16 protein-coding genes are annotated in these 15,247 nt (G+C 32.0%); 1 reads left to right on the top strand and 15 read right to left on the bottom strand.

Annotated features, from left to right (window positions below; genetic code table 11):
* Positions 1 to 113: 113 nt before the first annotated feature.
* The 11 genes from BT107_RS12550 to BT107_RS12500 all read right to left on the bottom strand — a co-directional run bounded on the left by BT107_RS12550 (position 114) and on the right by BT107_RS12500 (position 9,432).
* Positions 114 to 503 (bottom strand): DUF6168 family protein, encoded by a 390-nt coding sequence (locus BT107_RS12550; protein ID WP_072304156.1) that lies wholly within the window; start codon positions 501 to 503, stop codon positions 114 to 116.
* Complete coding sequence (locus BT107_RS12545; RefSeq protein ID WP_072304155.1) at positions 500 to 733, bottom strand: AtpZ/AtpI family protein; 234 nt, start codon at positions 731 to 733, stop codon at positions 500 to 502. Before BT107_RS12545 ends, BT107_RS12550 begins: the two co-directional genes overlap by 4 nt.
* Before the next feature lie 176 nt (positions 734 to 909).
* Positions 910 to 1,317, bottom strand: a complete 408-nt coding sequence (locus BT107_RS12540; RefSeq protein WP_072304154.1) for a bactofilin family protein — start codon at positions 1,315 to 1,317, stop codon at positions 910 to 912.
* Positions 1,318 to 1,324: 7 nt separating this feature from the next.
* Positions 1,325 to 3,874, bottom strand: coding sequence for a type IX secretion system periplasmic lipoprotein PorW/SprE (porW, locus tag BT107_RS12535; RefSeq protein WP_072304153.1), 2,550 nt, complete (start codon positions 3,872 to 3,874; stop codon positions 1,325 to 1,327).
* Positions 3,875 to 4,064: 190 nt separating this feature from the next.
* Positions 4,065 to 4,805 (bottom strand): ABC transporter ATP-binding protein, encoded by a 741-nt coding sequence (locus BT107_RS12530; protein ID WP_072304152.1) that lies wholly within the window; start codon positions 4,803 to 4,805, stop codon positions 4,065 to 4,067.
* 45 nt (positions 4,806 to 4,850) lie between these two features.
* The gene (locus BT107_RS12525) at positions 4,851 to 6,323 is read right to left on the bottom strand and encodes a DUF5687 family protein (protein WP_072304151.1); all 1,473 of its coding nucleotides are present in this window, start codon (positions 6,321 to 6,323) and stop codon (positions 4,851 to 4,853) included.
* 60 nt (positions 6,324 to 6,383) lie between these two features.
* On the bottom strand, positions 6,384 to 7,082 hold the full coding sequence (locus tag BT107_RS12520) for a hypothetical protein (RefSeq protein WP_072304150.1): 699 nt from the start codon (positions 7,080 to 7,082) through the stop codon (positions 6,384 to 6,386).
* Positions 7,079 to 7,810, bottom strand: coding sequence for a hypothetical protein (locus tag BT107_RS12515; protein ID WP_072304149.1), 732 nt, complete (start codon positions 7,808 to 7,810; stop codon positions 7,079 to 7,081). Before BT107_RS12515 ends, BT107_RS12520 begins: the two co-directional genes overlap by 4 nt.
* 2 nt (positions 7,811 to 7,812) lie before the next feature.
* Positions 7,813 to 8,445 (bottom strand): hypothetical protein, encoded by a 633-nt coding sequence (locus BT107_RS12510; RefSeq protein WP_072304148.1) that lies wholly within the window; start codon positions 8,443 to 8,445, stop codon positions 7,813 to 7,815.
* Positions 8,442 to 9,089 (bottom strand): hypothetical protein, encoded by a 648-nt coding sequence (locus tag BT107_RS12505; protein WP_072304147.1) that lies wholly within the window; start codon positions 9,087 to 9,089, stop codon positions 8,442 to 8,444. Before BT107_RS12505 ends, BT107_RS12510 begins: the two co-directional genes overlap by 4 nt.
* Positions 9,090 to 9,093: 4 nt before the next feature.
* Entirely contained in the window at positions 9,094 to 9,432 is a 339-nt protein-coding gene (locus BT107_RS12500) for a PadR family transcriptional regulator (protein WP_038505492.1), read from the bottom strand.
* A 189-nt stretch (positions 9,433 to 9,621) separates the two neighbouring features.
* Between BT107_RS12500 and BT107_RS12495 the strand changes: the two genes are divergently transcribed.
* Positions 9,622 to 10,671, top strand: a complete 1,050-nt coding sequence (locus BT107_RS12495) for a ferredoxin--NADP reductase (RefSeq protein ID WP_072304255.1) — start codon at positions 9,622 to 9,624, stop codon at positions 10,669 to 10,671.
* A gap of 59 nt (positions 10,672 to 10,730) precedes the next feature.
* On the opposite strand, the gene BT107_RS12490 is transcribed toward BT107_RS12495, so the two are convergent.
* The 4 genes from BT107_RS12490 to BT107_RS12475 all read right to left on the bottom strand — a co-directional run bounded on the left by BT107_RS12490 (position 10,731) and on the right by BT107_RS12475 (position 15,243).
* The gene (locus tag BT107_RS12490) at positions 10,731 to 11,516 is read right to left on the bottom strand and encodes a patatin-like phospholipase family protein (RefSeq protein WP_072304146.1); all 786 of its coding nucleotides are present in this window, start codon (positions 11,514 to 11,516) and stop codon (positions 10,731 to 10,733) included.
* A 221-nt stretch (positions 11,517 to 11,737) separates the two neighbouring features.
* Entirely contained in the window at positions 11,738 to 12,724 is a 987-nt protein-coding gene (locus BT107_RS12485; protein ID WP_072304145.1) for a phosphotransferase, read from the bottom strand.
* 1 nt (position 12,725) lies between these two features.
* Complete coding sequence (locus BT107_RS12480) at positions 12,726 to 13,784, bottom strand: nucleoside hydrolase (protein WP_072304144.1); 1,059 nt, start codon at positions 13,782 to 13,784, stop codon at positions 12,726 to 12,728.
* Positions 13,785 to 13,794: 10 nt separating this feature from the next.
* The gene (locus tag BT107_RS12475) at positions 13,795 to 15,243 is read right to left on the bottom strand and encodes a SusD/RagB family nutrient-binding outer membrane lipoprotein (RefSeq protein WP_072304143.1); all 1,449 of its coding nucleotides are present in this window, start codon (positions 15,241 to 15,243) and stop codon (positions 13,795 to 13,797) included.
* Between the last annotated feature and the right edge of the window lie 4 nt (positions 15,244 to 15,247).

Raw genomic sequence — 15,247 nt, 5'->3', positions numbered from 1 at the left:
AAATTATCGTTCCAAAATTTCGGTGCAAATGTACGGCATTAATTATAATTTCAAAGCCACAACGCAAAAAAAAGTTTTTGATTTAATCTCCTCATTATTAGACGCTTTAAAACTTACTTTTGATTTATGATTTTAAGCACATAAAAGGTTTCTAAAAACAAGAATAAAAAATATGGAATAAAAAATGCAAAAACATCATTAATACCATATTGCTCTTTAACCTGAATAAGAGGTAATAAAAACACAAACGCAGCCATCATTTTTAATAAACTACTGCCCATAAATACAAAACCTGTTTTATCTGGAAGTATTTTATTTACAAAAAGAACAAGCATATAAATGATTAGTGTAACAAAAAAATGAAACACATATATACTCCACGTATTATAAAAAAAAGTTCCTTCTTGTTCTTTTACAAGGCTAACAATATAAAATTGAATTCCAAAAAAGAGCAATGTAAACGGAATTAAGACAAGTAGAAAAGACTTTAATTTGGTACTCATTTTTTATCTTTATTTAAACTAATAACTTTTTTTATCACTAAATACATTGCAAGAATAACTCCTACTAATGAAAAAATTACAGTGTTAAGACTATAACTGTTTGGAAATTTTTTATCTAGCCAAACACCAAAATATGAAAAGATACCAATTACAGCTATCATCTGAAATGCTATTCCAGAAAACCGTATATAAGTATTGATCTGCTTTCTATTTTGATTTTTTTCTGACATTATACAACTTCTATAATAACTACTAAAGCTCTAAACCTATTGTTATTTTACAATTAACAGCAAGGATACAATAATGTATCTACTTTAAAAACTAAACTCTATAAAATAAATAGCATCCCTTTTCTATATAAATAAGAAAAGGGATGCTAAATGTTTTTACTATTACAAATCTTTAACTAGCTTTTAGCTGGTTCATTTGCTTTTTTAAAGTTTGAAGCTCCATTTTTACCTTTCATAATACAAGATGCATTAAAAGTTGCCCCAGGCTCTACTGCAAGCTTAGAAACAGAAACTGTACCTTCTATAACTGCAGATGATTTTAAAGACAATAAGTCCGTAACTAATAACTCACCATTAAAACCGCCTTCTATGTCTGCATTAACACACTCTACTTTACCGTGTATGTAGCCATCTTTGCCAATAACTACCTTACCAGATGTTTTTACGTTACCGTCTAACTTACCGTCTATTCTAAAGTCGGCTTCTGAAGTAATATCCCCTTTTATCTGGGTATTTTTTCCAATTCTGTTAGGCTGGCCGCCCATATCTACAACATCTCTAGGCTTACTTTTATCTGAAAACATATTTTTATTACGGTTTTGGAGTTAATAGTGTTTTTTTGTATTCATTTAATTTCTTGTGCACTTGTACAACTTTATAGTTGTCCGATAAAATTACAAAATTCTCTCGACCAACCTTATAATCTTTGTTGTTTTTTAATAATTCTGCATATCCTAATGCAAACTCTTCAGAAGCAAACCCATGTACTATAACAAACTGTTGCTCTAAATTATAAATATCTTTAGACACTTTATTCTTATATTTTAAATCTACTATAGACTTATTTAGCAACTCAAAAAGATCGTTTGCAGCTACATCGTCGCTTCTTTCAAATGTAAAAACAACTTTCCAGCTACCTTTTACGTTTCCTTCTTGATTCACAAAATCAGACTTTTCTAATTGTGTCAATTGATTTTTAATCATATCCTGAGCTCTTTTACCCTCTGGATTGTTAGGATAATTTAAAGCCACATAGTTTAATGCCTCTTTAAAAGCATCAAAACCTTGTATTCTACCAATTGCCATTGCCTTTAGCATCTCAAACTTTGGAGCAATCTCGTCACCAGTATATCTATTTATATTTTCTTCTGCACCAGTGATAGCTTTTAAATACTCCTGATTCTGATACATTTTATACAATGCAGTGTACCTAGCTTGCGGCGTATCTGAGCCACCCGCTAATATTGCTTCCGGATTTAACAACACCTCTGCATATCTAGAACCTTGGTAATTTGTAATAATATCTTGCTTCATTGCTTCAGCTAAATTACTCCCAGACTCTTCGTAAATTTTATACAAATTATATTTAGATGGCAATATTAAACGCTCTTCTGGATTAGATTTTAATACAGACTCTAACTTACCAGCCGCTAAAAGATTCTCTTTAAACTTCTCTTTATAAATTAACCCCAATTGATAATTTGCAAAGTTCTGTTCCGTTTTTAAACTATCTATAACAGCAACATCTGTTGGTATTTTATCCATATAATAAGCAACAGAATACTCTTTTCCTTCTGCTTCTTCTGCATTATCTGCCACTGCATCTACATTTGCATTATCATCTTCGGCTGGCATTATAATGTTCTTATTAGACCATCTCCAATCGTCCTCTAATTTACGAGAGCCCCATGCTGTTTTAAAGTCGGTTTTACCATACCCCAAGCTAGTTACATTATAAAAGTAGAATTTACCCTTATTTTGTTTACCAGCTTTTGTATTAGCAAAAGCTGCAACACCTGCATTTTGGCGTTCTTTTTCTTTTTTAGCAGCAGCTTCTTCTTTTTCTTTTTTCTCTTCTATGTACTTTTCAAAATAAGCAAGTTGCTTATCTTTAGGTAATTTATATAATGTTATAACACTATCTGTATACTGTACAATATCCTCATACTTAATAACATCTTCTAGGTTGTCTAATTTCTTTTTAATTAAACGATGCTTTTTACTTGTCTCTACCAAATTAGTAAGTGTACTATCAAAATAAGCACCAGCATCTTTGTAATTGTGCTCGTCAAAATAGTACTCACCTAAATTCTCGTAGTTAAGTGCATTTAACCTATTGTCATTTGTGGTAGCGCGCAAAGACTTATCAAAATAAACCAAAGCCAAACTATCTTGTTTTTGATCTAAATGATATTGTGCTACTTGCCTGTAAATCTTATCTAAAAAAGGTCTGTTTTCTCTGTTTTCTTCTAACTCCGTTAAATACTCTAACATTTCTTCTTTGTTAGATGCAGTAACATCGGTATTCATTATTTTCTGCAAATGTGCATTAATAAAGTACACACGAGGAGATCTTCTGTTTAAATCTATAATTTTATCAAAAGCATAATTGGCGCTATCTTTTTTGTTAAGCTTGTTATACAACTGTCCAATTATAAAAAAATATCGCCCTTTTTCTTCTTGCTTTTTTGTGTAGACAGATGCTCTTTTTAATTGCTGAATTGCAGTGTCTGGCGCATTTAAATTTATATAAGCTTGTGCCATAACAGCTCTTGCATCTGCATATTCTTGATCTGATAATTGATCGTATTTAAAAAGCTTTTTTAAGTTTTTAATTGCCAACTCATCATTCTCTAGTCTAACATTGGTTTTTTCTCTCCAAATACGGGCTTCGTTAAATTTATCACTTTGTAAGTAATTTTTTAAAACGTAGTTAAACGCTTCTTGTGCAGGTATAAAACGCTGATCAAAATAACGTGCTTTTCCTAATAACAAAAAAGCCTCATCTGTTTGCGGGTTGCGCTCCTTATCTTTTATAACCATACTGTGTTTCTGTATGGCCTTAGTTGCTTTTTCTTCAGCAATAATAAAATTAGGATTGTTGTTTTCAGAATCTAGTTTAACATCATCCGTAACCTCCAAACGTTCTATTGGCAATACATCCCAGTAATTATCTTTGTAGTTTGCTTTAAGTTCTTCTCTTCCTTTTTCAAAAGCAATATTACCGTTGTACAGCACATTAAACTTTGTGTTTAGCGCGTGCCATTCCCTATTAACTAAGGCGTTTTTTTTGGTAGAACAGGCATTAAAAAGTAATGCTGCTATTGCTACTGTTCCTATAATTTTCGTTTGAAGCTTCAAAATTGTCTATATTCTTACTTAAACAAAACAGAAAAACCGCAGTATTATTATGTTTAAGGGTCTATAAATTTACTATTTATTTTTATTTGTTTGGTTTGATGAGCTACTTAAACAAAAAGACTCATCAATTTAAATACAAATTGATGAGTCTATATTTTACATTCAGCAGTTTTTACACTACAAGAAACGTTTATTCTTCGTCTTCAAAAACAGCAACTGCAGCATCTGGTGCTTCTGCTCCAGAAAAGAAAATTTCTAACTCTTTTAATGTAGCTGCAGATGTTTTTATATCCTTTACCAACTCTCCTTTATCTAACACAACTATACGCTCGCACACCTCTGTAACGTGACTTAAATCGTGACTAGAAACCAACACCGTTGTATTCTGGTTTGCTGCTAAATTCTTAATTATACCTTTTAGTCTAATTTGTGTTGTAGGATCTAAATTTGCAAAAGGTTCATCTAAAATAACAACCTCTGGCTTACCAATAAAAGAGGCTACAATACCTGCTTTTTTCTGATTTCCTTTAGATAAATCTCTTAAATATTTTTTCTGATTTAATATTTCTCCGTGGAAAAAATCTTCAAAACTATGTACAAGTGCATCTACATCTGCTTTGTTTTGCCCACGCAACTCACCTATAAAGTAAAAGTACTCTTCCGGAGTTAAGTAGCCTATTAAAAAAGATTCATCTATAAATGCAGATGTAAAAGGCTTCCAAGCCTCACTACTATCTACCTGTACATCGTTATTAATAATATGCCCTGTAGTAGGCTGAATAAGATCTAACAACAAACTAAAAAATGTTGTTTTACCTGCTCCGTTATTCCCTACTAAACCAAAACATTGGCCTTTAGGAATTTCTAAATTTTCTATGTTTAAAACCGTAGCTGTGCCGTATGTTTTTGTAAGGTTCTGTGCTTTTATCATGGTTTTTTATTTTTATGGTGAAGCTCTTTAAAAGAGCTAAATTATTTATGCTTTTTGTTTGTATGCTTTTATGGTTTTGTACTTCTCTTTTTTGTAGATCTTTTCAATCTTATCAAAAACAATATTTCTAAATGCCATTCCTAAAATACCAGCTGCTGCAACAAGTATATAACCTGTTGTTGCATTTACAAAGTAATATCCTGCAGCAAATATTAGCATTGGCAATATTAATTTAGGAAGCGATAATAACATTGTTTTCATATTAAAAGCCTGTTTGTCTCCAAATGCTTTTTTATTAGACGTTAAATCTATTGGCATTTTTATAAATGCGCCTCCTAATAGTACTAAGTGCGAGTTTACACCTATATTATAAATAGCACCAACCAACACTGCCAGGTAAGCATTTATACCAAAGAACAAGTAAAACGAAGCCAGAACAGTACTAATCACCGTTGCAATTACTATTAAATACCATTTAGAGGTAATGTAATCTCTGTATTTAATATTCTGACTCATCATTAATTGGTAATACGCACTATCCCAACTTGGCACAAACTGTCCAAATGTGAATAAGAATCCGCCCGAAACAAATATTCCACCAAATATTTGCCAAATAGGTCCGTCATAAACTTCTACTGCTCCAGAACCAAATAATAGTCCGTAAAACAAGAATAAAAAGCTCATTAAACCAGCTGTTTTTGGTCGCTTGTTTCTTTTTATTAATTTAATATCGTTCTTTAAAAAAGTTCCCGTATTTCCAAATCTGTTTAAGAAAGATAAATCTTCTGTTTTAGCTACTGTTTGTTTACCTTTTAAACCAGCATCTAAATACATGTTCTTTTTAAAGTAGTTAAATGCCGCAAAGTACAATCCTATCATAGCTACCCATGGCAAAATAACCATCCAGGGTGCATTATATAGTCCATTAAAAAATGGAGCCGTATAGTTTGTAACATCAAAAACACCAAAGTACTGACAAACACCTAAAGCAATAAAAATTGCGATTACTGGATAAAAAACACTGTCTTTATTATTTACCAATACATTTATAAAATTACTACAGTAAATAAGTGCAAAAATACCAAAGTGCCACGCTACAACGCCAAGCGGATTATAGCCCTCTATTAGCAAGACAATAGAAAATGGCAAAAAGAAAAATGCATAACCCCAGTTAAAGAAAGAAGCGACTGTTTTACCTAAAGAGTAATGAACAACTTGCCCTTTTTTAAGTGGCAAATACAACAAGGGCTTAATGTTTGTTATAGGCATTTTCTGTATCATATACCTTATTAGTAAATCTAACACAAAAAGGTATATTATGTATTTATTTACTACCTCTAAAGGATCTCCTATTTCTGCTTTTTCAATAAGATAATAAGAGCCAACGCCCATAAACAGAAATGCAACTATAAAATATAGCGCAAAAAAGCCCATAAATATTTTAAGTGCCAAATTGGTTTTAAAAGAGGCCGATCTAAAAAAAGACTTCCATTGAAGGCTTAAAAAGTGTTTTAACATAATTAAGGTTGATTGATTGTATTTTGTTAGTTGCAGCAATTGACAAATTGTTACACTATTTTAAATTAAATTATATTCTGGGTATGTTTCTTCTAACAATTCTTGGGCTTTGCTAGGCATTACATAAGCTGTAATGTAAAAAACTAAACACAATAAAGTAACTACAATAGCAATTAGTACCAGCCAGTAGCTATGCAACTCACTAAAATTAAAACGCGAAATGCTTATAATATTAAAAAAGTTAACCAACGTAATTACAGAAAAACCATTTCTGGTATCGCCAATCATAGCTTCTAACATAAACACCTTTTCTTTTTTCCGCTTTTGTGTTTTCTCTTTTTTTCTTCTTTTAAATTGATGGTAAAGATCTACAGCTACCAAAATTAATATTGAACCCATTAGTACGTATGATGCTTGTTTTAAATGAAGCACCAGAAAAAACAACACAAAAATTACAATAGTGGTTAACAGCTTTGGCAACTGAAACCACTCTTTAACAAACCTAAAAAGTATTTTTCTGTAACGTTTGTTCATAGCTTTTTGGCGTTTTTCTACCACATCCATAAAACAAAAAACACCAAACTTTTTAAATTCAACTTGCAAAGCATCGTCAAAAGATAACTTTGGGTTTTGTTGCAGTTGTTCTTCTATACCATTACTTAAATGGTCTACAAGTTCTGTTTGCAAATCATAATGCACTACATAATGCTTGCGGGTAAATACATACAACTTCTCTATTTGTTCTTTGCTTAGTTTCATGCGAGTTTTTTATGAATTGAATTGTATTTTTTAAGTTGATTAACAAACAATTGAATAGCTGTGTAGAAAAAAGGAAACAACAATGCAAAAACTATAAATATATAAGTAAATGACAATTGCTCACCTTCATCTAAAAATATTTTAGGACCTAATAACAAAGCATTTATAAAACTTACACCAGAAATACTAGATAATAAAGAAGTATTAATAGTTAATGACTTCAGCGTATTTTTAAGATTAAATAATGCAATTAAACACGGGATTAATGACATAACCATTAATAACAACAACACAGTTTTATGCATAGCCTTAGTACTAAAAAACTCTTTGGTATATAAAAATAAAATGAGAACACAAGCGTATACTATTAATGATTTGGTATTAGCAAAAAATAGCTTTAACGCTTTTCGTTGAAGTTTCGCAAAGCCCTTAGTTAACCCTTGTTTTTTTTCTTCAATTAACCGCTTATAACCAGACGAATCTGCATACAAACTAGGGAAAGTATCCCAACCGGTATTTTCCTTGTTTAGTCTTTTTATAGTTAAATCATTACCAAATTTAATGTGAACAGCTTGCATTGCATTGGTAAAACTAGATCCTACTTTCATTAGAGCTTCTACTTCATTACTAATATGGTCTATAAGCTCCATACGAACATACCAGTATTTCACCTTATTTTTAATAAGATAATCATCTATAAATTCTATTTGTTCTTTGCTTAATTTCATTTTTAAACAATAGTATAATGGTTGGTATATTTTTTATGAAGATCTAGAATCACTGTAATAAAAGCAGTAGATAGACCCAGCAATAAAACAAAAACTAAGGTAAAATAGTAGTCGTTTGTGATTACAGATTTTTCATTAAAAAAAGGATTTTGAAAAGCGTTATAAAGTTGAAACAAGAAAGTTAGTATAAGTCCAGCTCTTTCAATTCCAGAGAAACGCTGCTTACGCTTTTTAAGCACTACAATGTAATATACTAGTATAGTAATTATTAAAAAACCAAATGGTACAAATTTTAGAAACTTCTTTTCTCCTAGAGGAAAAAACTGTATTAAAAGGAAAAAGCTGGCTACCATAATACAGACATTTAATGGCGCTATAAACTTTTTAAAAAGCGATTTAAGCACTATTTTATCTGTGGTTTTTCTAAACTGTTTATTGTATTGTAGCAAGTCTTTTTTATGCACAACCATATACGCCTTAAAAGCGTCATAAAACGTAAGGTTCTTGCTATCCATTTCTTCTGATACCGCTGTAGCAACATGGTCTACCATTTCTGTTCTGACATCTGTAAACATAATATCAGAATTTTTAAGATAGGTATCTATAAATTTTATGTTTTCTTTGGTTAGACTCATGCTAAAACATCATTTAAAAATTTATATTCTTTTTTAATTTTCTTTTGCTTACTTGTAACCTCAACTAAAGCCGCAATGTTAAGTAGCAAAGCAAAACCGATATATCCTATAAACAATTGTGGATACTCTAAAAAAAATTCTTTAAATGGAGTAAACATATAAAGTAGTAAATGAGGCAAACTGAAAATATTAAAAAGGTAATTAGCACTTAATAATTTTATTTTAAGTCTATACCTATAGTGATTGTAAAAAAAGAAAATAAACTGAAAAACAATAACACTAAAAAAAGGAAACAGTACAGCCTTTTCAAATAACTCTAGACTAAGAATTGTATACAATTGAAAATACACAAAAGCTACAACAAACGTAATTAAATAGAAATAAGGTGATTTCATAAAAACCAAAACTCGCTTCCAAACATCTTTTTGATATCTCCAATGCATAGTCTTAGCCTTAGCTTCACTCACTTGTTTGCACCAAGTAATTCTTTTACGTAAAAAACTATCTAAATCTGGGCAGTTATCAAGAGATTCATACTCAGATACCAAATGGTCTATTAGCTCAAACCTTACATCTACAAACTTTATATCTTTCTTTTTTAGATAAGCGTTTATGTTTAATATGTCTTCTTTAGTTAATTTCATACCTCTACTCTATACTCCATTTAGGATTTACTAAATTTTGCATACTACGTATAAACTCTTCTAGCTCTGCTAATCTGTTTACGGTTTCTTTTTCACCTGCTTCAGTTAGCTTGTAATATTTACGTAAACGGTTATCTACTTTGGCAACCTCAACATCTAATAGTCCTTCTGCTTCTAATTTATGCAAAGCTGGGTATAATGCACCTTCCGTAATTTTAAGTTCTCCTTTGGTTAACTCTTTTACTTTTTGCGTAATCTCATACCCATACATCTTGCCTTTTTCTTCAAGCAACTTTAAAATAATAGTATTTAAACTACCCTTGTATAATTTAGAATTTCCCATTTTTTCTATTCTCTTATTTTGCTCTTAAAACAAACATCACCTATTTATATAGCAATTTTTAATGCTAAAATTGCTATTACGAATATATACATAATTTTCTTATGCATAAGAATTCTATGCATTAAATTTTAGCAAACTTGGTTTTTTATCAATAAGGCAATGTGTATTTTTGTAGAAAATATTTTTGTTATGAATCATTTTCACCCGTTAACGGTACAACATATAAAGGCATTAACACCTAGCTCTGTAGCAATAACTTTTGCTATTCCTAAAGAATTAACTCAGACTTTTAAGTTTGTTTCTGGTCAATACATCACTATAAAGAAAGATATTAAAGGAAAAGAATTGCGTAGAGCCTACTCTATTAGCTCTTCTCCTAAAAAAGACTGCATTACTATTGGTATTAAAAAAGTAGATAATGGTGGTTTTTCAGACTATGCACACTCAAAATTAAAAGAAGGAGATGTATTAGAGGTTATGCCTCCAGATGGTAGGTTTGTTTTTAAACCAACAGATGCCGTTAAAAATGTTGCTGCTTTTGCTGCTGGTAGCGGTATTACACCAATTATTAGCATTGCTAGATCTGTGTTAGATAGCAACCCAAAAAACAAGTTTGTATTAGCTTATGGTAACAAATCTTTTGAAGAAACTATGTTTCATACAGATTTAGCTAAGTTACAATTAGATTATGCAGATCGCTTTTTTGTACACTTTATATACAGTCAAGAACAAGATGAAAACTCTATTTTTGGTCGTATAGACAGGTCTACTGTTAACTACATTACCAAAAACAAATACAAAGACATTGCTTTTGACGATATATACTTATGCGGACCAGAAGCTATGATTAATACAGTTATAGATACTTTAAAAGAGAATGAAATAAGTGAAGATAAGATTCATTTTGAGCTTTTTACTGCTACTGAGATTAAAGATGAGATGCCTGTAAAAGAAGGTGGTAAAACTGCTGTTACGGTTATTGTAGATGATGAAGAGTTTACGTTTAATATGGATAAAAGTACTATTGTACTAGATGCTGTTTTAAAAGAAAACATAGACGCTCCTTATTCTTGTCAAGGTGGAGTTTGCAGTAGCTGTATTGCAAGAGTTACTGAGGGGAATGCCGAAATGGTTAAAAATCAGATTTTAACTGATGGCGAAATTAAAGAAGGACTTATTTTAACTTGTCAAGCACACGCAACTACACCTACTTTAAAAGTAGATTTTGATGATGTTTAATTGTATTTTAATATAAAAAATAAAAAAGCTGTTCTGTAAAAGAGCAGCTTTTTTTAGTTTTAATATGTCTTGCATTCTTTTTCAAAAACTCTGCAAGCGGCATCGTACCCAATTAAATATGCCTTTTCTATACCTTTACGGTCTAACAAGCCAATACGTTCTATCTCTCTAGATTCTAATAATAAGTTACAAGCTCTTAATTTTTTCTTTGCTGATGCGTATATCATTAAACCAGTAACCCTACCCGTAAGTTGCAGTGAGTTTTTTAAATCTTTTTCATCTAATCTACCCACAATAGATACATTACTCCCAATAATATAGTCGCACGTATTAAGTAACGGCTCTAGCGGAAAATTATTCATAATACCACCATCTGCATATAAATTGCCATTAATTTGTATAGGCGAAAAAACAGGCGGTAACGCAGCAGAAGCTAACATTGGTCTAATTAGTTCACCTGAGGAAAAAAACTCCTCATCCCCGTCCTGAAGGTTAGTAGCAACAATGTGTAATTCTCTTATTAAAGCCGAAAATGCATTCTCAGGAAAATACTTTTCAAATACGCTTATATACTTTTCTGTATCTAAAAAACCTGCTTTTGCAATAGTTAAAAAATGATAACTAAAAAGAGGTGTTTCTTTAAAGAACGTAAGCATATCATCTATAGAATTGCCATTAGCATATAAAGCACCAACCAAAGCACCAACACTACTACCAGAAACAATTTTAGCATCAATTCCAAATTCATTCATTGCCCTTATTAACCCAATATGAGCCATACCGCGAACGCCTCCACCAGAAAGTACAAGACCAATAGATTTTGATGTAGAAATTTTAGCTTCCATTTTACGTATTTTTCTCAAATTTAACACAAAATGCGTATACAAAACAGCTATTTTTTTAAACTGATTGGTTTGTTGTTCTATTAATGTGATTCTGTTTTGAGTAAAAAAGAAACATTCAACTTAAAAAAACCAACGCTCATAGACTTTACTACCTATTTGATGCTTTTGCAAAAAAGAAAAACCAACTATACAGTTGGTTCTTCTTACTATATGCAATATCATTAATTCACAAGTATTTCGCGTGCTTCAGTTAGCAATTCTACTCTCTTTTTTAAGTCAATTTCTAATGGTAATTGTGCCAATCCAATTATTCTACGAAGCATTTCTACAGCCATATATTTATAGCATAATTCCACATTTAAATCAGCTAAAGATGTATACCTGTCTATTGCTTTTTTAATTATATCGTTAGGCTGATCTGCCATTTTTAAATGTGCCAACGTAACACCAATTTCGAACTCTGCTAAACCAAAAAAACAAAACTCTGGATCAATAATTTTTACACCAGAAACGGTAGCCAACCAACTACCAGGAAAATAATCTCCGTGCAATAGAATATCACCATCTTTTAGGTATAATTTTCCTAGTTTTTGTACTTCTGTCTTTAAAATTTCGTCTTCTATAAACACATTTGCCTCTTGTTGTAATCCAGGCAAAACATCATCTAAATTAATACCGTTATCTTTAAGATACGGGTAATTAAATATATGCTCGTGGTTTAACTCGCGCATTTCGCAGTTTGTAATTTTATAAGGACACGTATCTGTACTTATACTTGTATGTAATGTTGCTATAAAATCTATAACCGCAAACAAGTCTTCTTCTAAAAAGACTTTACCTTCTTGGTACAAATAAGTAAAGTCCGAGCCGTTACCAAGATCATCCATAACCATAACGCTATTTTCCTTATCTAAGCCAATTAGTGTAGGCATCATTTCTTTTAGTGTCGGTACAGTTTCTATTAACTCATAAAACTCTGCTTCTCTTAATACACGTTCTGCTGGCGCTGCCACTTGCGGGTATTTCTCTACATACTCACGACTTTGCTTTATAATAAAGGTTCTAGCTTTGGTTATTACACGTAACGTAAAGTTCATATTACCTTCTCCAGGCTTTTCTAAGGCAGTAATAACCTCATCTTCTTTGAGCCAGTTTTTACTTTTAAGGTAGCTGGTTAGGCTGTCTATATTGGTGTTTAGTTTTATCACTTTAGTTTGCTTTAAAGGTTGACATTAGTTTTTGGTGAAACCCTGGAACCACATCATAACAATAGGTTACTGGTGCGCCTTCTTCTTTTGTACAAAGTAAGTACGACTTATATGTTTCTTTATTATTTTCTTTTACCGTATCGTCTAAATTAATCTCTAAACGAGCAAGTAATGGTTCTGATACAATGTCTTCTGGTGCAATAATATAATGACTAGCCATAACATCAAACGGATTAAAACCATCTGCTCCTTGATTCTTCCATTGCTCTAACCAAGGTTGTGATGCTGTTGCTAACCATTTCATACCAGGAGTAGTAGTTTTAAACGCTTCTAAATCTTCTTGCTTTACCCAAACTTTACTAGAAATCTCATACGGGCAAAATACCAACGGAACCTTGTTTTCTAACAAAACACGAAAAGCAGTATTATCCAAGTCAAAATTTAAATCTTGTGCTTGCACTCCCTTATTCCCTATTTTAAAATAGTCATTAGCTGTTCTACGACCAGCAACCAAAACAACCTCAACAATTTGAGATTTTAGTTCGGGGTATTTTAATAGCAGTAAACCAACATTAGTAGCTGGGCCAATAGCTAAAATAGTAAGTGGTTGCTTTTTTAATGCTGTTGCCATTGCTTCTACAGCGTCATTGGTAACTACACTGTCTAAATTTATTGCCGAACCCGCTCCTTTATACACCTCTATTTTTTGCGCAGCAAATTCCTTGTTTATATACGTGCCAATTGCAAATGCATTCTCTATACTGTTGTTTCCAAAAACAGTACTTAAGCCTAAAACTTGTACATTATCTGCTTGTAATAATTGCAAAACCGCATAACCATCATCTACATCCGAATAGCCAGGTCTTCCTATATTCTTTTTTCCAACAGCCAAGTCTGCATCAATCCAGACTTGCTTTTTCCCATTCACAACTCCTGTTAGTATAGGTGCTTTTGCCATAGCTGTTTCTACTTCTGCAACAGGCTCTTTTACTTGCTCTTTACAGGCAAAAAGCATTGTAAACACACATAAAATACCGAATAGTTTAATTTTTTGTTTCATATTATAATTGTTATTTTTCCCACCAGCCTTTGCTGTTTATATTATCGCCACCAATACGTTCCGCAGCTACTTTATAATTTTCACTATTTGTTGCTTGCTCAGATTCTGGATACAAATACCGAACGGGATATTTATCGTTATTAAAATTATCTGGACCAGGAACTAAGTTTGGAATTCCCGTTCTACGTACATTAAACCAAGCCTCGTGACCAACATTAATTAAGCTTAGCCATTTTTGAGTAAGTATCTTTGTAAGGTCGTCTGCAGAACCATCTAACGCAACTGTTGGTCTTGCAAAATAATCTGCAGGCAATGTAGTATTGTAATACTCAAAACTAGCCGTTACTGCATTTTGGTAATAAGTATTTACATCACCCGTTATATATCCTCTAGCAGCAGCCTCTGCTAACGCAAATTGCACTTCTGAATACTGCATATATTGCGCATCTATACCATCTGCTACGTCTCTAAAAATACTACCAAATAAAGAAATAGCACTTAAATCTACTCCGTTTGCATTTATTGTACTACTAGATTGCCCGTTTAACAATCCTTTGTATTCTGGTGTGGCAGAATTGTTACTTGCTTCGGTTGGTTTGTAAAGTACAGAAACACGAGGATCGTTCCAAGAAGTTAAAATAGTCTCTACCGTTTTAGTCATTGTGTGCTCTTGGTACAAACCTAAAGCTGCATTAAACATAGGAAATTGATTTGGTGCAGATGCCAAATAAGGAACAACAGCATTATCACTATTAGACTGCATTAGTTTACCAGAGTCTACCAAAGCCTGTAAATCTGCGAAATCTGTTGCTCTTTTACTAGTACGCAATAAATAACGCACTTGAAGCGAATTTGCAAAACGCACCCATTTGTCTAAATCTCCTTGAAACATAATATCTCCCTGAACAACATTGTTTGTATTTTCAAGCATGGTAACAGCTTTTTTAAGCACTGCTAATATTCCAGTTTCTGCATCTGTATAAATACTTTCTTGTGTATCGTACTTTGGAGAAAAAGTCCCTTCTAAAGCAGCTACTGCTTCTGTGTAAGGCACATCGTTCCAAAGATCTGTTAACTGAGAAAAAAGGTAACTCTGCATAATATCACCTACAGCAACGTAAGCGTCGTTTGCCGCTGGTGAGGCTTTCATCGATTTAATATCTGATAATAATCTAAAAATAGCACTCCAGTACTCACTATTAGAGCCCATTTCATAACGGTCTATACGCTCAAACTCTATACTAGCTGCAAATTGCGCTAAGTAATTGGCTTGTCTAAATCCTTGTTGGTATGCACTAAGATCTGACGAAACCGAAACTACATTGGTTAATAAAAACTGTGGATCTACGCTTTCTGGCGCATTAGGATTTGTGTTTTTTTCTTCAAAATCATTAGTACAAGCAGTAAAAACTATGCTTGCTATTGTGGTTGCTACAAATAGCTTTATATATTTTTTCATTTTT

This window comes from Cellulophaga fucicola (genome assembly GCF_900119145.1).
Lineage (GTDB): Bacteria > Bacteroidota > Bacteroidia > Flavobacteriales > Flavobacteriaceae > Cellulophaga > Cellulophaga fucicola.
Note: the sequence above shows the minus strand (reverse complement) of the source record. Positions and strands in the feature narration are given on the sequence as shown.